This is a genomic window from Aeromicrobium sp. P2_G6 (genome assembly GCF_056403535.1).
The window spans coordinates 1035259-1053087 of the sequence record NZ_JBFUFH010000001.1; the positions used below are offsets into that span (position 1 = coordinate 1035259).

Annotated in this window: 18 protein-coding genes and 1 pseudogene; 12 read left to right on the forward strand and 7 right to left on the reverse strand. The window is 68.3% G+C overall.

Annotated features, from left to right (window positions below; translation table 11 throughout):
- Positions 1-112 precede the first annotated feature (112 nt).
- Positions 113-709, forward strand: a complete 597-nt coding sequence (locus AC1DVU_RS05060) for a carboxymuconolactone decarboxylase family protein (protein ID WP_476921328.1) — start codon at positions 113-115, stop codon at positions 707-709.
- On the opposite strand, the gene AC1DVU_RS05065 is transcribed toward AC1DVU_RS05060, so the two are convergent.
- Both AC1DVU_RS05065 and AC1DVU_RS05070 read right to left on the reverse strand, forming a co-directional pair.
- Positions 675-1586: a sigma-70 family RNA polymerase sigma factor gene (locus AC1DVU_RS05065; protein WP_476921329.1), complete on the reverse strand. Its 912-nt coding sequence runs from the start codon at positions 1584-1586 to the stop codon at positions 675-677. The two genes, AC1DVU_RS05060 and AC1DVU_RS05065, sit on opposite strands and share 35 nt — an antisense overlap.
- A 3-nt stretch (positions 1587-1589) precedes the next feature.
- Entirely contained in the window at positions 1590-2771 is a 1182-nt protein-coding gene (locus AC1DVU_RS05070) for an arginine deiminase (protein WP_476921330.1), read from the reverse strand.
- Between the two features lie 99 nt (positions 2772-2870).
- Here AC1DVU_RS05070 and AC1DVU_RS05075 point away from each other — a divergent pair, with 99 nt between their 5' ends.
- From AC1DVU_RS05075 to AC1DVU_RS05105, 7 genes are all read left to right on the forward strand, one after another.
- Positions 2871-3581, forward strand: coding sequence for an HAD family hydrolase (locus AC1DVU_RS05075; RefSeq protein ID WP_476921331.1), 711 nt, complete (start codon positions 2871-2873; stop codon positions 3579-3581).
- 44 nt (positions 3582-3625) lie between these two features.
- Positions 3626-6094: a glycoside hydrolase family 65 protein gene (locus AC1DVU_RS05080; protein WP_476921596.1), complete on the forward strand. Its 2469-nt coding sequence runs from the start codon at positions 3626-3628 to the stop codon at positions 6092-6094.
- 116 nt (positions 6095-6210) lie between these two features.
- On the forward strand, positions 6211-6600 hold the full coding sequence (locus tag AC1DVU_RS05085) for a hypothetical protein (RefSeq protein ID WP_476921332.1): 390 nt from the start codon (positions 6211-6213) through the stop codon (positions 6598-6600).
- 41 nt (positions 6601-6641) lie between these two features.
- Positions 6642-7649, forward strand: a complete 1008-nt coding sequence (locus tag AC1DVU_RS05090; RefSeq protein ID WP_476921333.1) for an adenosine deaminase — start codon at positions 6642-6644, stop codon at positions 7647-7649.
- A gap of 87 nt (positions 7650-7736) precedes the next feature.
- Entirely contained in the window at positions 7737-8057 is a 321-nt protein-coding gene (locus AC1DVU_RS05095) for an ArsR/SmtB family transcription factor (RefSeq protein WP_476921334.1), read from the forward strand.
- A 23-nt stretch (positions 8058-8080) separates the two neighbouring features.
- Entirely contained in the window at positions 8081-8557 is a 477-nt protein-coding gene (locus AC1DVU_RS05100; protein ID WP_476921335.1) for an SRPBCC domain-containing protein, read from the forward strand.
- Between the two features lie 27 nt (positions 8558-8584).
- Positions 8585-9172 carry a dihydrofolate reductase family protein gene (locus AC1DVU_RS05105; RefSeq protein WP_476921336.1) on the forward strand — a complete coding sequence of 196 codons (588 nt, stop codon included), beginning with the start codon at positions 8585-8587 and terminating at the stop codon, positions 9170-9172.
- A gap of 17 nt (positions 9173-9189) precedes the next feature.
- Here AC1DVU_RS05105 and AC1DVU_RS05110 read toward each other — a convergent pair whose 3' ends face one another.
- Positions 9190-10806, reverse strand: coding sequence for a bifunctional phosphatase PAP2/diacylglycerol kinase family protein (locus AC1DVU_RS05110; RefSeq protein ID WP_476921337.1), 1617 nt, complete (start codon positions 10804-10806; stop codon positions 9190-9192).
- 73 nt (positions 10807-10879) lie between these two features.
- Between AC1DVU_RS05110 and serS the strand changes: the two genes are divergently transcribed.
- Positions 10880-12151 carry a serine--tRNA ligase gene (serS, locus tag AC1DVU_RS05115; protein WP_476921338.1) on the forward strand — a complete coding sequence of 424 codons (1272 nt, stop codon included), beginning with the start codon at positions 10880-10882 and terminating at the stop codon, positions 12149-12151.
- A complete protein-coding gene (locus AC1DVU_RS05120; RefSeq protein ID WP_476921339.1) occupies positions 12148-12933 on the forward strand; it encodes an HAD family hydrolase in 786 nt (261 codons plus the stop codon). Before serS ends, AC1DVU_RS05120 begins: the two co-directional genes overlap by 4 nt.
- Before the next feature lie 3 nt (positions 12934-12936).
- On the opposite strand, the gene AC1DVU_RS05125 is transcribed toward AC1DVU_RS05120, so the two are convergent.
- The 3 genes from AC1DVU_RS05125 to AC1DVU_RS05135 form a co-directional block, all read right to left on the reverse strand.
- A complete protein-coding gene (locus AC1DVU_RS05125) occupies positions 12937-13341 on the reverse strand; it encodes a secondary thiamine-phosphate synthase enzyme YjbQ (protein ID WP_476921340.1) in 405 nt (134 codons plus the stop codon).
- 284 nt (positions 13342-13625) lie between these two features.
- Entirely contained in the window at positions 13626-14186 is a 561-nt protein-coding gene (locus AC1DVU_RS05130) for a WhiB family transcriptional regulator (protein ID WP_476921341.1), read from the reverse strand.
- 74 nt (positions 14187-14260) lie between these two features.
- Positions 14261-14764 (reverse strand): bacterial proteasome activator family protein, encoded by a 504-nt coding sequence (locus AC1DVU_RS05135; protein ID WP_476921342.1) that lies wholly within the window; start codon positions 14762-14764, stop codon positions 14261-14263.
- Between the two features lie 78 nt (positions 14765-14842).
- Here AC1DVU_RS05135 and AC1DVU_RS05140 point away from each other — a divergent pair, with 78 nt between their 5' ends.
- A complete protein-coding gene (locus AC1DVU_RS05140; protein ID WP_476921343.1) occupies positions 14843-15898 on the forward strand; it encodes an acyltransferase family protein in 1056 nt (351 codons plus the stop codon).
- Here AC1DVU_RS05140 and AC1DVU_RS05145 read toward each other — a convergent pair.
- Positions 15888-16859, reverse strand: a complete 972-nt coding sequence (locus tag AC1DVU_RS05145; RefSeq protein WP_476921344.1) for an NAD(P)H-quinone oxidoreductase — start codon at positions 16857-16859, stop codon at positions 15888-15890. The genes AC1DVU_RS05140 and AC1DVU_RS05145 overlap by 11 nt on opposite strands.
- Before the next feature lie 28 nt (positions 16860-16887).
- Between AC1DVU_RS05145 and AC1DVU_RS05150 the strand changes: the two are divergent.
- A pseudogene (locus AC1DVU_RS05150) lies at positions 16888-17808 on the forward strand (alpha/beta hydrolase); the annotation flags it as partial.
- Positions 17809-17829: the final 21 nt, after the last annotated feature.

Here is a 17829-nt window from a genome sequence, read left to right on the forward strand (position 1 = left end):
GCCGCCTGCGGCCGCAGCCTCGAAACCACCCGGATCGGACTGTCACACATACCTGGGGTGCGTCGTCTGGGGGGTGAGCGGCGCAAGGGGCGCCGCAGGACAGGAGAACCCCATGCCTCGCATCCCCGCACTCGCCCCCAAGGACGCCGGACCGATCGTCAGGATCGGCTACCGGATGGCGCGCAAGCAGCTGGGTGAGGTGCCCGAACCGTTCGCGGTCATGGCGCATCACCGCAAGCTCTTCGTGCTCGCCGCCCGGCATGAGCTGGCCCTGCAGAAGGCGATGCACGTGGTGCCGCCGGCACTTGTCGAGCTCGCGGTCTATCGCACCGCGTGGACCGTCGGCTGCTCGTGGTGCGTCGACTTCGGAGCGATGCTGCAGCGCCTCGACGGACTCGACATCGACCGGCTCAAGGAGATCGGTGAGTTCGAGACGTCGGACCGGTTCACCGAGGCCGAGCGCGAAGTCATCCGCTACGCCGACGCGATGACGGAGACGCCGATGACGGTGACCGACGAGCAGGTCGCTGCGCTCGTCGAGAAGTACGGCAACGACGGCCTGCTCGAGCTGACCTATCAGATCTCGCACGAGAACCAGCGTGCGCGGATGAACCATGCACTCGGGATCACCGAGCAGGGCTTCAGCTCAGGCGATCAGTGCCGCGTGCCTTGGACTACGGAGCTGGCCGAGGCCACGACGGGAGCTTGATGCCGGCGTGCTTCTCGGGATTCGCGATGTCGTAGATCCCCACGACCCGCCCGTCGCGCACAGCGAAGCCGCCGACGCGCGCGGGTGAGGTGGCCTTCGCGGTCTCGCCGACCCACCCCGCGGTCGCGATGCCGAGCTGGCCGTTGACGAGGACGGGCTGCAGGGTCTCCAGCGCCTCGGGCCCATAACGACGGAACAACCCGAGGTAGAACCGGGCGACCTTGTCCGCACCGTGGATGACGTTGACCGCGGTGTTGGTCGTGCCGTTGGCGTCGCCCATGACCAGGGCGTCGGGGTGAAGCGTCGCGAGCACGGCGTCGAGGTCGCCGGTGGCCATGGCCGCGAGGAACCGGCCAACGGCCGCGTTGTGCTCCTCGTCGTCGACCGGAGGTGGCGGGTCGGCGACGGCCTTGCGGGCGCGCGAGGCGAGCTGGCGGGCGTTGGCCGGCTCGATGCCCAGGACTCCCGCGATCTCGCCGAACGGCACACCGAAGGCGTCGTGCAGCACGAACGCGACCCGCTGATCCGGCGGCAGCACGTCGAGCACGACGAGTGCGGCGAAGCGGTTGTCCTCCTGCTGAACGACCGAGGCGAGCGGGTCGTCGGACCCCGCCATCGGCGTGACGATCGGCTCGGGCAGCCACTGTCCGACGTACGTCTCACGCCGCGCGACGGCCGATGTCAGCCGGTCGAGGCACAGGCGGCTGACGACGGTCGTGAGCCATGCCTGCAGGTTGTCGATGCGTGCGTCAGACCGGTGGAGCCGCAGCCAGGCCTCCTGCACGGCGTCCTCGGCGTCGGCGACACTGCCGGTCAGCCGGTAGGCCACGTTGAGCAGGCGCGGGCGCTCGGCCTCGAACGAGTCGACCAGCGTCATGGCTCAGTCGCGGTCGATCGGGCAGGACATGCAGCGGGGACCACCGCGGCCGGAGCCGAGCTCGGAGCCGCTGATCGCGACGACCTCGATGCCGTGCTCCTCGAGCCGCGCGTTGGTCTGCTCGTTGCGCTCGTACGCCACCGCGAGGCGCGGGCCGATCGCGAGCGTGTTGTTGCCGTCGTCCCACTGCTCGCGCTCGGCGGTGACCGGGTCGAGCCCGGTGTCGATCTGGTGGAGCGTGTCGATGCCCATCGCCTTGGCGGCGGCCGTGAAGAAAGACTGCTCTTCGTCCACCACGAGCTCATCGCCGGTGAAGGTCACGGCGTGGGCCCGGAGGTTGTCGGCCATGTTGGGGTAGATCACGACGGTGTCGACGTCGACCATCGTGACGATGGTGTCGAGGTGCATCGTGGCGCGCTCCTGTGCGATCGGCACGGCGAGCACGGTGTCCGCGAGCCCGCCGGTCAGCACCTGACGGGCGAAGCGCTCGAAGCCTGCCGGAGTCGTACGCTCCCCGACCCCGACCGCGATCACGCCGGGCGCCAGGAGCAGGACGTCACCACCCTCGACGTGCTCGAGGTGTGGTCCGTGGACGCGGGGCACGTCGGCGAAGCGCGGGTGGTGCTCGTAGATCAGCCCGGTCAGCTGCGTCTCGCGGACTCGAGCCGGCATCGCCAGGCTCGTCACGGCGACGTGGCCCGGCAGCCATACCGACGAGTCGCGCGTGAACAGCAGGTTGGGCAGCGGTTCGATGAGGAAGTCCTCGGGGGGCAGCAGGCTCGTGACGATGCTGCGAAAGCTCGTGACCTCGTCGTTGCGGAGGCCGGCCGTCAGGGTCAGGGCCAGCTCCTCAGGGGCGAGGTCCGTCATGACGCGGGCGATGTGCCGGCGCAGTCCGTCTCCGAGCTGCAGGCTCGCCGTGGTGCTCTCGATGATCGTGGCGCGGGCCTCTTCGACCGCCAGCGCCTCGACCAGCAGCTCGACGAGGTAGAGCACCTCGACATCGCGATCGCGCAGCGCCTGGGCGAACGCGTCGTGCTCGTCCTGGGCGCGGCCGAGCCACGGGATGCCGTCGAACAGCAGCTGGTCGTTGTTGCGCGGCGTCAGGCGGCCGAGCTCTGGACCCGGCCGGTGCAACATGACCGTACGCAGGCGACCGACTTCGCTGTCCGCTCCGAGACCCATGCAGCCACCCTAGATCACCGCCGTGGCACGGGTTTCTGTGTCGAGCGACGCACTGGATTGTTTACCGGTCCTGGCCCTCTCGGGCATACGCTCATACGTGTGGATTGGAACGAATACGACGCTGCCCTCTTCGACCTCGACGGCGTGATCACGCCGACGGCCGAAGTGCACATGCGCGCCTGGGCCCAGATGTTCGGTGACTTCCTGCGGGAGCGGGGGATCGCGGAGCCCTACACGGACGACGACTACTACACGTACGTCGACGGCAAGCCGCGGTACGAGGGCGTTCGATCGTTCCTCGCGAGTCGCGGCGTCGAGCTGCCTGAGGGCGATCCGGGCGATGCGCCGTCGTCGTTGTCGGTCACGGGTCTTGGCAACCGCAAGAACGCCGACTTCGAGCAGATCCTGGAGACCGACGGCGTCGAGCCCTATCCCGGCTCGGTCAAGCTCGTCAACGCGCTGGTCCAGCGCGGCACCAAGATGGCGATCGTCTCGAGCTCGCGCAACGCCCCGGCGGTGCTGCGCGCGGCCAAGATGATCGACTTCTTCCCGGTCATCGTCGACGGCAAGGTCGCCGCAGAGCGCGGACTGGCCGGCAAGCCGCTGCCCGACACGTTCCTGGACGCCGCCGAGCAGCTCGGGGTGCCCAAGGAGCGCGCCGTGGTGTTCGAGGACGCACTGTCCGGCGTCGCTGCCGGTCGCGCCGGTGACTTCGGCCTCGTGGTCGGTGTCGATCGCGGTGTCGGTGCCGACAAGCTCCTCCAGAACGGCGCCGACGTCGTCGTCGAGGACCTCGAGGAGCTCCTGTGAGCGTCTTCGAGTTCGAAGAGACGAGCGCGACGGGGCCGTCGCACATCGCGCCCCAGGTCCACGACTTCCTCGATCGTTCCCGTTATCCGGTGGACGAGTGGTCGCTCGTCGAGAACAACATCAACAGCCAGGACCTCGGCACGACCGAGACGCTGTTCTCGGTCGGCAACGGCTATCTCGGCCTCCGCGGCAATGTCGACGAGGGCCGTGACTCGTTCTCGCACGGCACCTACATCAACGGCTTCCACGAGACCTGGCCCATCCAGCACGCCGAGGAAGCCTTCGGCTTCGCCCGGGTCGGCCAGACGATCGTCAACGCGCCGGACGCCAAGGTGATCCGCCTCTACGTCGACGACGAGCCCCTGCTGCTGCAGATCGCCGACCTCATGGAGTACGAGCGCCGCCTCGACTTCCGCTCCGGCGTGATGTCGCGCGAGATCTTGTGGCGTACGCCCGGTGGCAAGCGGGTCCAGATCCGCTCGCGCCGCATGGTGTCGTTCACCCAGCGCCACCTCGCGATCATGACGTTCGAGGTCACGATGCTCGACGACTACGCCCCCGTGGCGATCTCGTCGCAGATCCTCAACCGTCAGGACGGCGAGGACGAGTACCACGTCCGCGCCAAGGCGATGGGCGAAGGCGTCGATCCCCGCAAGGCCAGCAGCATGCGGCACCGCGTCCTGATCCCGCAGAGCAACTGGGGCAATGTCGCCGATGGCCGCGTGGGACTGGGCTACCAGTGCACCGAGAGCGGCATGACGATCGCGGTCGCCGCCGACCACCGGCTCGAGACGGCCAACAACTACACCAAGCGCGTCCAGACCGACGACGACCTGGCCAAGATGACCTACCGCATCGACGCCGAACCGGGCCAGCCGATCACGCTGGTCAAGATGGTCAGCTATCACACGTCACGCGGCGTGCCGTCGCGCGAGCTGCTCGACCGCTGCACGCGTACGCTCGACCGCTCCCAGAGCGAGGGCCTCGACCAGCAGCTCGCCGACCAGCGCCAGTGGCTCGATGACTTCTGGGAGCGCTCGGACGTCGAGATCCCAGGCCAGCCCGCCGTCCAGCAGGCAGTGCGCTGGAACCTCTTCCAGCTGGCCCAGGCCTCCGCGCGCGCCGAGGGCACGGGCATTCCCGCCAAGGGCGTGACCGGGTCCGGCTACGGCGGCCACTACTTCTGGGACACCGAGGTCTACGTCCTGCCGTTCCTGACCTACACGACGCCGCGAGCGGCCCGCAACGCGTTGCGATTCCGCTACACGTTGCTCGACGCCGCCCGTAGCCGGGCCAAGCAGCTCGCGCAGCACGGCGCGCTGTTCCCGTGGCGCACGATCAACGGCGAGGAGGCCTCGGCCTACTACGCCGCCGGCACCGCGCAGTATCACATCGACGCCGACATCTCGTACGCGTTGAGTCAGTACCTCGCGGCCACGGGTGACAACGACTTCCTGACCCGTGAGGGCATCGACGTGCTGGTCGAGACTGCCCGCATGTGGGTCGACCTCGGCTTCTGGCGCAACGAGGAGGACGGCACGTTCCACATCCACGGCGTGACCGGCCCCGACGAGTACACGACGGTCGTCAACGACAACCTCTTCACCAACGTCATGGCGCGCTTCAACCTGCGCCGCGCGGCCGAGGCCGTCCGCGAGCTGGCGATCCGCGACGGCGTGCAGTACGACCAGGTCGTCCGGCGACTCGAACTCGATGACCGCGAGGTCGAGTCGTGGGAGCGGGCCGCCAACGACATGGCGATCCCCTACGACGAGCACCTCGGCGTGCACCCGCAGGACCAGCACTTCCTCGAGCGCGAGGTGTGGGACCTGGCGAACACGCCGATGGACAAGCGGCCGCTGCTGCTGCACTACCACCCGCTGGTCATCTACCGGTTCCAGGTGCTCAAGCAGGCCGACGTCGTGCTGGCGCTGTTCCTCCAGGGCGATCAGTTCTCGCCCGAGGAGAAGCGCGCCGACTTCGAGTACTACGACCCGATCACGACGGGCGACTCGACGCTCTCGGCGGTCGTGCAGTCGATCATCGCCGCCGAGGTCGGCTACCACGACCTCGCGCTGCGCTACTTCTTGTCGGCGTTGTTCGTCGACCTCGCCGACCGCCACCACAACACCTCCGACGGCGTCCACGTGGCATCGACCGGCGGCGTGTGGGGTGCTCTGGTCAGCGGGTTCGGCGGCTTCCGCGACTACCAGGGTGTCTTCTCGCTCGATCCCCGGCTGCCGGAGTCGTGGGAGTCCCTGACCTTCCGGGTGACCCTGCGCGGCGCCCGCGTACGCGTCACGGTCCTGCCCGACAGCGTGGAGCTGAGCGTTGAGGAGGGCAAGGAGGCGACGCTCGTGGTCCGCGGCCAGGAGGTCACGGTGATGCCGGGTGACCCGGTGTCGATCCCGATCGACGGCCAGGGCCCGCGGATCGAGGGCGAACCGTTGCCCGTGCCCGGTCGCCGACGCGCTGACGGCACGATCATCGCGGCCATCGTCCCGGGCACCTGAAAGCCCGATCAGATGGACTGGTCCTTTCGAGTCATATCTCGGCTGTTCGAGCGTCTCATGGGGGCAAACGACCTACCCTGACTTCGGGAGTCGAGGCGTATCGAGAGGCAACGCAAGTGATCACGGTGATGTGGAAGACCGCCGGAGGAGAGACCGGCGAGGTCGTGCTCGAGGACGACGCAAAATGGACGTTCGGCCGCGCGGGCGGAGTCGAGGACCTGACGGTGGCCGTCGACAACCCCGCCGTCAGCCGTACGGCCTTGGTGATCCGCGACGCCGGTCCGGGCCCGATCGTGTTCCGCGGACAGATCGACAACGGCGCGAAGGTCGCACTCGTCAGCGTGATCGGCTCGATCACGTGGCTCGACGAGGGCACCGCCGGCAACCTGACGGCCGAGGAGAACCGGGTCGAGTTCTCGATCAACGACGAGGTCCTCGTGACGATCGACGTCGAGTTCGAGCAGCGCGGCAGCGTCGTTGAGCGGCAGCAGTCCGCCGGAGCCTGACACGCGCGATCCGCGTCAGCGCGGCTCGGTAGGGTCGCTCCATGTCGTTCGTCTCCGGTCTGCCCAAGGCAGAGCTCCACGTCCACCACGTCGGTTCGGCCTCGATGCGGACGGTGGCCGAGCTGGCCGAGCGCCACGCCGGGAGCACCTCCGTGCCGACCGATCCCCAGGCGCTGGCCGAGTTCTTCACGTTCACCGACTTCGCGCACTTCATCGAGGTCTACCTCTCGGTCGTCGACCTGCTGCGCACGCCGGAGGACCTCTGGACGCTGACGTACGACGTCGCCCGTGACCTGGCCGAGCAGAACGTCCGCTACGTCGAGCTGACCTGCACGCCCTACACCTCGATCGAGGTCGGCATCAGCGCCGAGGCCTACTGCGAGGCCCTGGAGGACGCGCGTCGCAGGGCCGAGTCCGACTTCGGCATCACGATGCGCTGGTGCTTCGACATCCCCGGTGAGTCCGGTGTCCCCTCGGCCGACATCACGCTTGACACCGCGCTGCGTCTGCAACCCGCGGGTCTCGTGAGCTTCGGGCTCGGCGGCCCCGAGATCGGGGTGCCGCGTCAGCAGTTCGCACCCCACTTCCAGCAGGCCATCGCGGCCGGGCTGCACAGCGTCCCGCATGCCGGCGAGTCGACCGGCCCCGAGACGATCTGGGACTCGATCCATCACCTCGGCGCGGAGCGGATCGGGCACGGCATCGCCGCAGCACAGGACCCGGCGCTCATGGCGCACCTCGCCGAGCACGGCATCACGCTCGAGGTGTGCCCGACATCCAACGTACGCACGCGATCCGTCGCGTCGCTCGATGAGCACCCGCTCCCCGCGCTGGTGGCCGCGGGCGTACCCGTCACGATCAACTCCGACGACCCGCCGATGTTCTCGACGACGCTCAACCACGAGTATGAGGTCGCTGCCGGGCTGCTCGGCCTCGACGACCAGGGCGTCGCCGATCTCGCCCGCGCGTCCGTACGCTCGTCGTTCGCCGACGACGCGACCAAGGCCACGATCCTCGCCGAGATCGACGCCTACACCGCAACCGCCTGACCGAGGGCCCGAAATAAAGGGGGTTGACGGGTGCATCACCTCGTGGTTATCTATAACCATCAAGTTACATAAAGAGAAGGTTATTGAATGAGCGACGATCAGCTCGACCTCGTGTTCGGCGCACTCGCCGACCGCACGCGCCGCGCCATCCTGGCCAGGCTCGCGCAGGAGGACGCCAACGTGGGTGACCTCACGGCGCTCTTCACGATGTCGCAGCCGGCCATCTCCAAGCACCTCAAGGTACTCGAGCAGGCCGGTCTGATCTCACGCAACCGGCAGGGGACGATGCGCCTCAGCCACCTCGAGGCCGCACCCCTCAAGGAAGCCACCGGATGGCTGGCCGACTACCGGGAGTACTGGACCGAGAGCTATGCGCGGCTCGACGAGCTGCTCGAGTCGCTCGACTGACCTCACACCCGAAGGAGAGCATCATGAACGCCACCAAGGAAACGACGATCGAGACCCCGGGCACGCACGCCATCACGATCACGCGTGAGTTCGACGCCCCGGTCGACAAGGTCTTCCGCGCCATGACCGAGCCTGAGCTCATCGCCCGCTGGATGGGTCCGAAGTACCTGACCAACACCGAGATCGTCAATGAGCCCCACCACGGCGGCACCTGGAAGCTGGTCCAGCGCGACCCCGACGGCAACGAGTACGCGTTCTGTGGCGTCTTCCACGGTGAGCAGACCCCGGAGCTGTCGATGCGTACGTTCGAGTGGCTCGGCATGCCGGGGCACGTGTCGTTCGAGACGCTGCGGCTCGTGGACCTCGGCAACGGCCGCACGCGGGCCGACAGTGTCTCGGTCTTCACCTCGACCGAGGACCGCGACGGCATGGCGACCAACATGCAGTCAGGCGTCCTCGAGGGCTACGAGCGCCTCGACGAGATCCTGGAAACCCTCTGACATCCACACCACCAGGAGGAGATTTTGATGAGCAAGGTCGTTTCACACATGACGATGTCCCTGGACGGCTTCATCGCCGACCCCAATGACGGCATCGACGAGCTGTTCGGCTGGTACGGCGCGGGAGACGTCAGCCTCTCCTCAGCCAACGAGGACATCTCGTTCACCGTGGACGAGCCCGGTGCTGAGCTCCTGCGGGCCTGGATGGAGAACACCGGAGCGCTCGTCAGCGGTCGGCGGCTGTTCGACATCACGGACGGCTGGGGCGACAACCACCCGATTGGCGCACCGGTGGTGGTGGTGACGCATCACGCTCCCGATGACGCGAACCGTTGGCCGAGGACGACGTTCACCGACAGCGTCGAGGCCGGGATCGAGCGGGCGAAGGAGATCGCCGGCGACAAGGACGTCACGGTCTCCAGCGCCGACATCGCTCGCCAGGCCCTCGACCTGGGCCTGCTCGACGAGGTCCACGTCAGTCTCGTCCCGGTGTTGCTGGGCGAGGGGATTCCGTACTTCGCGAATCTCAGCGCCGCTCCGCACCGGTTCGAGGACCCGATCGTCACTCCAGGCACGCGGGCCACTCATCTGCAGTACGCCGTCAAGCGCGACTGATCAAGCTCCCCGCGTCGTCAGATTGCTGTGGCGGGTGCCGGGGCCAGCGGCACGCGTACGAGCAGGACGCCGGGCTGGACCTCAGCGGTGATCTCCTGGCCCTCCCCCACGGGATCGCCGTCGAGCTGCATCGGCATCATCTTCTCGGCCTTGATGTGCACCTTGTGGCCGGTGAGCCGGTCGAGCCGCTCGTTCGTACGCTTCTGGCGACCGATGACGCGGACGATGATTGCCAACCAACCGATGAACCGCTTGGGGGCGAGCACGACGACGTCGAGCATGCCGTCGTCGATCTGGGCGTCAGGGAGCAGCGGGATGCCGCCCTGGAGGAACCCGACGTTGCCGACGACGACCGTACGGGCGCGGAACTTCTTGAACTCGCCGTCGTCGACCGAGATCTGCACCTTCATCGCCGGGAAGCGCGCAGCCTTGACGCCGCTGACGAAGTAGGCCAGCCAGCCGACCTTGGCCTTGAGCTGGTCGTTGACGCCGGTCATGATCGCGGCGTCCATGCCGAGGCCGGCCATGACGAGGAACGTCGTGTTGGTGCCGGAGTCGGTCTTGAGGGTCGACAGGTCGATCGCGCGGTCCTGGCCGCCGAACACGACGTCGAGCGCGTCACGGGTGTTGAGCGGGATCGACAGGTTGCGGGCCAGCAGGTTGCCGGTGCCGTGCGGGAGGATGCCGACGGCCACGCCGGTGCGGGCGACTTCTTCGCAGACCGCTCGCACCGTGCCGTCTCCGCCGGCTGCGACGATCAGGTCGACGTCGGCGCGCAGCGCGGCACTGGCCTGGCCGTGACCCGGGTCCTCGACCGTCGTCTCGAACCAGAGGGGTTCCTTCCACCCGTCGCGCTCGGCCACGAGGCGTACGCGATCCTTGAACGCCTCGACGTCGGCGATCTTGGACGGGTTGAGCACGACGGCGGCCCGTTTGCGGCCGCTGCCGGTCAGGGCTGCCAGCTCGTGCGGGAGCCGGGCGGCATCGGTGACCAGCAAGATCCAGAAGCCCAGGGCGATCGCGGTGCCGAGGCTCAGGCCGGCGACGACATCGCTGAGGTAGTGCACCCCGAGGAACACCCGGCTGGCGCCGACCCCCAGGCCCATGAGCGCGAAGACCGTGATGGCGATGCGGCGTTTCCAGCCGCGGCCCGTCAGCACGATCGTCAGCAGGATGATGACGGTGAACAGCATCCCGGCGCCCGCGGAGTGGCCACTCGGGAACGAGTAGCCGCCGATCTCGTGCAGCGGCTTGTCGAAGATCGGTCGCTCGCGCTCGTAGGCGAGCTTGATCAGTGCGTTGCCGCCGATTGCCACGATGCCGCTGACCACGATCCAGATCGCGACGCGACGCTCGTGGCGCCACAGGGCGTACGCAGCGAGCAGCGCCAGCACGATGGTGCAGGCGGCGTTGCTGAACGCGACCGCGACGAAGTCGAGGAAGTCCACGAAGCCGCCGTGCCGTGACGCGAAGTCGTACGCATCCTGGGCAACGTCGTGATCCAGGTCGATGATCGCGTCCGCTCCGACACCGACGCAGATCGCGAGGATCGCGAACAGTACGGTCGGGACGGCGAGGACCCACAGGAGGATGGATCGGCGCGCAGGCGCGGCGCGGCGCAGATCGAACGACAAGCTTTCCTCCTCAGGGGTCGACCTAGCCTAATGGACTGAAAAAGGGTCGCGAGCCGGGCGATAGGCTGAGGCGGTGATTGACGCCCGAATCCTGCGAGACGACCCCGATGCCGTACGCGCTGCACAGCAGCGTCGAGGCGAGCCCACCGAGCTCGTGGACGAGCTGATCCGTGCGGACGAGCAGCGACGATCCACGATCTCGACGTACGAGGCGGTCCGCGGCGAGCAGAAGAACCTCGGAAAGCTCATCCCCAAGGCCCAGGGTGACGAGAAGCAGGAGCTCCTGGTCCGCGCCAAGGAGCTGAGCCAGCAGGTCAAGGACGCCGAGGCTGCGCAGACCGAGGCGGCCGAGACGTTCGACCGGCTCATGAAGTCGCTGCCCAACCTGGCCTCGCCCGACGCGCCCCAGGGTGGCGAGGACGACTTCGTCGTGCTGGAGACGGTCGGCACGCCTCGTGACTTCGCCGCCGAAGGCTTCGAGCCCCGCGACCACCTCGAGCTCGGCCAGCTGCTCGGCGCGATCGACTCCGAGCGAGGCGTCAAGGTCAGCGGCTCACGCTTCTACTTCCTCACCGGCGTCGGTGCACAGCTCGAGCTGGCCCTGACGCAGCTTGCGATGAGCAAGGCTGCGGAGTGGGGCTTCACGCCGATGATCCCGCCTGCGCTGGTCAAGCCCAGCGCGATGGACGGCACCGGCTACCTCGGACAGGGTGCGGCCGACGATGTCTACTACCTCGAGAAGGACGACCTCTACCTCGTCGGCACGTCCGAGGTCGCCCTCGCGGCCTATCACTCCGACGAGATCCTCGAGGGCGACTCCCTGCCGCGGCGCTACGCGGCGTTCAGCCCCTGCTACCGCCGCGAGGCCGGGTCGTACGGCAAGGACACCCGCGGCATCTTCCGCGTGCACTGGTTCGACAAGGTCGAGATGTTCGTCTACACGACGCTCGAGGAGTCCTACGCCGAGCACCAGCGCATCCTCGCGTGGGAGAAGGTGTGGTTGGAGGGCCTCGAGCTGCCCTACCGCGTCATCGACGTGGCGTCCGGTGACCTCGGCCTGTCGGCGATCCGCAAGTTCGACTGCGAGGCGTGGATCCCCACCCAGGGCAAGTATCGCGAGGTCTCCTCGACGTCCAACACCACCGAGTTCCAGACCCGCCGCCTCGACATCCGCGTGCGCGGCGACGAAGGCATCTCCCCTGCGGCGACGCTCAACGGCACGCTGTGCGCCATGACGCGCACGATCATCGCGCTGCTCGAGAACGGTCAGCAGGAGGACGGCTCCGTACGCCTTCCCGCGGCGCTGCACCCGATGCTCGGCGAGGTCCTGAGGCCGCTCGCGTGACCTGGCGTCCTCGGCTCATCGCGCTCGACGTCGACGGCACCCTCGTCGACGGCGAGAACGCCATGTCCGAGGCCGTACGCTCCGCGGTCCACGCCGTGCGCGACGCCGGCATCGAGACCGTCATCGCGACCGGTCGAGGAGTGCCCGGGGTCATGGATGCCGTCGGCAACCTGCGGTTCACCGAGGGCTACGGCGTGGCCAGCAACGGCGCGGTGACGTTCCGCTACGACCCCGAGGTTGAGCTGCTCGACGTCGTCACGTTCGACGCCAGCGAGGCGGTGCGGCGGGTCCTCGAGCACATGCCTGAGGCGCTCGTGGCGGTCGAGGAGGTCGGTGTGGGGTTCCGGCTCAACAAGCCGTTCCCCGACAACGAGATCACCGGCCAGTTCGTCGTGGAGGACGTCGAGTCGCTGATCTCCGAGCCGGTCGCGCGTGTCGTGATCCGGTCGGCGGAGCACAGCCGCGACGAGTTCACCGCGATCGTCAAGGACCTCGGCCTGACCGGCACCAACTACTACATCGGATACTCGGCCTGGCTCGACCTTGCGCCCGAAGGCGTCTCGAAGGCCTCTGGCCTGGAGTTCCTCTGCACCAAGCTCGGCATCGACCGGTCGGAGGTGCTGGCTGTCGGCGACGGCAACAACGACCTGGAGATGATCGAGTGGGCCGGACGTGGCGTCGCGATGGGCCACTCGCCCGACCTGCTCAAGGACGCCGCCGATGCCGTGACGGGCGGGATCGACGAAGACGGCCTCGTCGCCGAGCTCAGCAAGTACGCCTGACCGTCAGCCCTTCAGGAAGCTGAGCCGCACCTCGCGGTCGGGGTTGTCGACATTCGTGTCGACGAGGCACACCGACTGCCACGTACCCAGCTGGAGGCGTCCGCCCAGCACGGGCACGGTCATCGACGGTGCGACGAATGCCGGGACGACGTGATCGCGACCATGTCCGGGAGTGCCGTGCTGGTGCACCCAGCGGTCGTCGCGCGGCAGCAGGTCGTCGAGCGCCGTCAGCAGATCACCGTCGCTTCCGGCGCCGGTCTCGATGATCGCCACGCCTGCGGTGGCATGCGGCACGAACACGTGCAGCAAGCCGTCCTGCTCGTCCCGGACGAACGCCGCACACTCCGAGGTCAGGTCGTGGACGACCGAGCGTCCGCCCGTACGAACCGAAACCGTCTTATTACGCATACGACGATCGTGGCATGAGCCGCACCACACCGTTCCCTAAGGAGGCCGCCAGCGGCCGACTGGGAGCGAGCTCTGCTGGGGGTCCCCCCACGAGCTCTGCGAGTAGGGGGCGCGAAGGGTGGTGAGTCGGGGTGCTCGCGCGAGCCTGTCGTCTACGCCCCTTCGGTCGCTCGTTCCTCGCTCCTCCCGCTCGCAAGCTCGCTAGGGGCCGGGTGTGCCGTCTCGTGGCATGAGCCGCTGGTTGAGATGCAACCTCCTCATCTCAACCAGCGACGGCTACGGGTCTAGGCGGACTTGCTCGTCTCGAGCTCGTCGAAGACGTCGAGGACGGCGTCGATCGTGGGCAGGTTCGGCGTCGACCGAGGCGCGAGCGCCTCCTCACGCTTCTGCTCCCGTGCCCGGCGCAGGTGACGCTTGATCGTCGAGGTCGAGCAGCCGAGGCGCTCGGCGAGCTGGTGGCAGGTGTCCTTGGGGTATGCCTGGCGCGCGGTCATGACTGCCTCGTGGCTCACGGGTCCGCCGCCGATGCGGGCAGCGCCGTACGCCATGGTGTTCGGCTGGTGGATCTCGATGCCGAGCCGGTCCCGGATCACCTGCCGGTCACTCTCGGTCGTGCACGCGACGTAGCCGGAGATGTCCATCTCGACGACTGCGCGATAGAGGCACTCGACCATGAGGGGGCAGCCGGCGCACTGACGGTGTGCGGTCGCTCGCTTGATCGTCAGCGTCTCCCACTCGGCGGCGGTGATGTCGGTCCGCGCCGGTGGTGAGTGCAAGAGGTCGTCAAGGTAGACCTCCGGCTCATATGCGCACGGAGGCGTCGTCGTGTCATCCACGATGGTCATGGGCTCCCTCTTCCCAATCGAGAACCGAGCCGGCGACACTCCTGCGCCGTCTTCAGTTCACATCGTGGACAACTTTAGAGGTACATGCCTCCTGAGCCACCATTTTCGGCGGGCGTATCCGAATCTTCACCTTTGGTGTCGTTTGGACCCGGTAGCGCCAATCTCATGTTCTGGAACTGCGCTTGAGCCTGAACCTGCTGGGCATAGAGCGCGGCCTGGATGCCGTGGAAGAGGCCTTCGAGCCAGCCGACGAGCTGTGCCTGGGCGATCCGGAGCTCGCCCTCGCTGGGCGTCTCGCCGTCGAACGGCAGGCTCAGTCGGTCCAGCTCCTCGATCAGCTCGGGCGCGAGGCCGTCCTCGAGCTCCTTGATCGACTGGAGGTGGATGTCGCGCAGCCGTACGCGGCTGGCCTCGTCCAGAGGGGCCGCCTTGACCTCGTCGAGGAGCTGGCGGATCATCCCGCCGATCCGCATCACCTTGGCGGGCTGCTCGACCAGGTCACCAAGGGACGTGCCGGGCGACGGTGGCGTGACGGGTTGGCCGTCGCTGCCGATGATCTCGGGCTGTTGCTCAGTCATTGCCTCAGCCTAGCCAGCGCATCGTGGGAGCGCCGATGTGACCGCGATCTCTTGAACGGGGCTGCAAGGGTGGGAGAGATGCCCCGAACCCGTGATCGCCGCCTCGACCTGCTCAAGGGACTGCTCATCGCCGGGGTCGTGCTCGGCCACTTCCTCGAGACGTCGGGCGGCCAGGCCCCCGGCGCGCTCTACTCCGGCTGGCACCACGACCCGCAGCGCTGGATCCTGACCTTCCTCTACCTGTTCCACATGCCGCTGTTCGTGTTCCTCGCCGGCGTGACGGCCCGCCCGCGACGGCTGGCGCACCGGATCGTCGAGATGGTCGGGCTCTACGTGCTGCTCCAGACCACATACGTCGCCCTGCGGTTCGGCGTCGCAGACCTCAGCATGGAGCGGCTGCTCCATCCGACGTACGCGTTGTGGTTCCTGCTCGCGATGGGCTGGTGGCTCGTCGCGCTGCCGTTCGTCGTGCGCCTCGGTGCGTACGCCTTGCCGGCTGCCACGGCAGTGTCGATCGCCGCGGTCCTCCTGCCCTACCCCGACGGCAACCTCGTCGCCTGGTCGCGAGCGCTGTGCTACCTGCCGTTCTTCGTCGCCGGTCACCTGTACGGCACCCGTGCTCTCCGGCGTACGGCCGAGACGTCGACGATCGTCATGGCATCGGCGGCGGCGGGCCTGGTGACCGTGACGGCGGTCGTGGTCCGTGCCGGGCTCGACCCGCGCTGGATCCGCGGGGCCGACACCGCTGCGTCGATGGGCGTGACGGGGACCGACGCTGTCGCATTCCGGGTGCTCTGCCTCGCCCTCGCGACTCTGTGCGGCGCCTGCGTCCTCGCCGTCGTGCCGGCCCGCCTGCGCCACGTTGAGGGCCTCGGCCGCCGCAGCCTGGCGGTGTACGCGCTGCACATCCCGGTCGTCTTCGTCCTGCAGGACGGCTTCCAGGGTGCTGGCGTCGGCCAGGTCGAGGCAACGCTGCTGGCGCTGGCGGTGACGGTCGTCGTGCTGCGGGTGCTGGCGCACCCGTTCTTCGACCGCGCCATCCGGCGTACGGCCTCCACCGTGGCCCAGGTCGCGGTGCCACCGCCACTGCTGCATCACGCCGGCGAACGCGCCGCCGAGCGGGTCAAGGTGTGAGCAGGACCTTGCCGATGTGGCTCGACTCCTCGAGCACCTCGTGCGCCTGGCGTACGTCCTCCATCGGGTAGGTCGCGTGGGTGATCGGTCGCACCGTGCCGTCGGAGATCAGCGGCCAGACTTGGGCGACCATAGCCCTGACGATGGCCGCCTTCTCGGTCGAGGGCCGGGCCCGAAGGGTCGTCGCCATGACCGCAGCGCGCCTCGACATCAGCGCGCCGAGGTTGAGCTCGGCCTTGACGCCACCCTGCATGCCGATCACCACGAGTCGACCCGCGGTGGACAGCACCGAGACGTTGGCCTCGAGGTATTTCGCGCCGACGATGTCGAGGATCACGTCTGCGGTCACACCGGCCGACTTCATCTCCGCGGCGAAGTCCTGTTGCTTGTAGTCGATCACCACGTCGGCACCCAGCTCTCGGCAGAACTCGGCCTTCTCCGGCGAGCCGACCGTGGCGATCACGCGCGCGCCGAACGCCTTGCCGAGCTGGATCGCCATCGTCCCGATGCCGCCCCCGCCGCCATGGACGAGCAGCGTCTCGCCGTGCTGCAGCTTGCCCATCATGAAGACGTTCGACCACACCGTGGCGGCAACCTCCATGAGCCCACCGGCGTCGACCAGTGAGATGCCCATGGGGACGGTGGCCACCTGGCCGGCCGGCACCGTGACGTACTCGGCATAGCCGCCGCCAGCCAGCAGGGCGCACACGTGCGTGCCGGGCGGCAGGTCCGTGACGCCCTCACCGACGGCGACGATGTCGCCGGAGCACTCGAGTCCGAGGACATCGGTGACGCCCGGTGGCGGCGGATAGAGGCCCTGGCGCTGCAGGAGGTCCGAGCGGTTGAGCCCGGCTCCGGCCACGCGGATCAGGACCTCGCCGGGACCCGGCTCGGGCTGCGGAAGGTCGACGACCTCGAGGGCTTCGACGCCTCCGGGACTGGGAGCGATGACGGCACGCATGTCCGCAGGCTAGCCGCCCTCCCCCACGTATGCGCCCTTCACCTCTACGATTTCCACCATGAGCCGGGTCGACGTGCGCTTCGCATCCGGCCCGGGATGGTGCGGCGGCTGGTGGTACGAGCCCGAGCCGTCCCCGTCGGGTCCCGGACCGGTCGTCATCATGGCGCACGGCCTGGGTGCCGTGAAGGAGATGCGCCTCGATGCGTACGCCGAGCGGTTTGCCGCGGAGGGCTATCGCGTCCTGGCGTTCGACTACCGGCATTTCGGCGACAGCGACGGCGAGCCCCGTGGGCTGCTCGACATCCAGCGCCAGCTCGACGACTGGGCGGCGGCGATGCACCACGTGCGGTCCCTGCCGCAGGTGGACCGCAGGCGCATCGTGCTGTGGGGCACGTCATTCGGCGGCGGGCATGTCATCGAGGCGGCCAGTCGCGACGGCGATGTCGCGGCGGTGATCTCGCAGGGCCCGTTCACCGACGGCTTCGCCTCGCTTCGAACCGTCGGGCTCCGGAGCCTGCTGAAGATCACGGTGCTCGGCATACGCGATGCCTTGCGGGGGCTTCGGGGTCGACCTCCGGTCTGGGTCGCGCTCGTCGGTCGGAGCGGCGACGAGGCGTTGATGACGACCCCCGACGCGTACGACGGCTACATGGCGCTGGTGCCGGACGGCTACAACCTCCCCAACAAGGTCGCGGCCCGCATCGGCCTGCGGGTCCCCTTCTACTACCCCGGTCGGGCCGCTGCCGCGTTGGAATGTCCTGCGCTGTTCTGCGTGGCGATGAAGGACAGCGTTGCCCCCTCGCGGTCGACGATCTGGCACGTCCGCAAGGCCCGCAAAGGGCGGATCAAGCGCTATCGGACGGGCCACTTCGATCTGTACTTCGAGCCCTGGTTCGACGAGGTCATCGCCGACCAGGTCGAGTTCCTCAAGGAGAACGTCCCGGTCTGATCGCCACCCCCGCGATTTGTG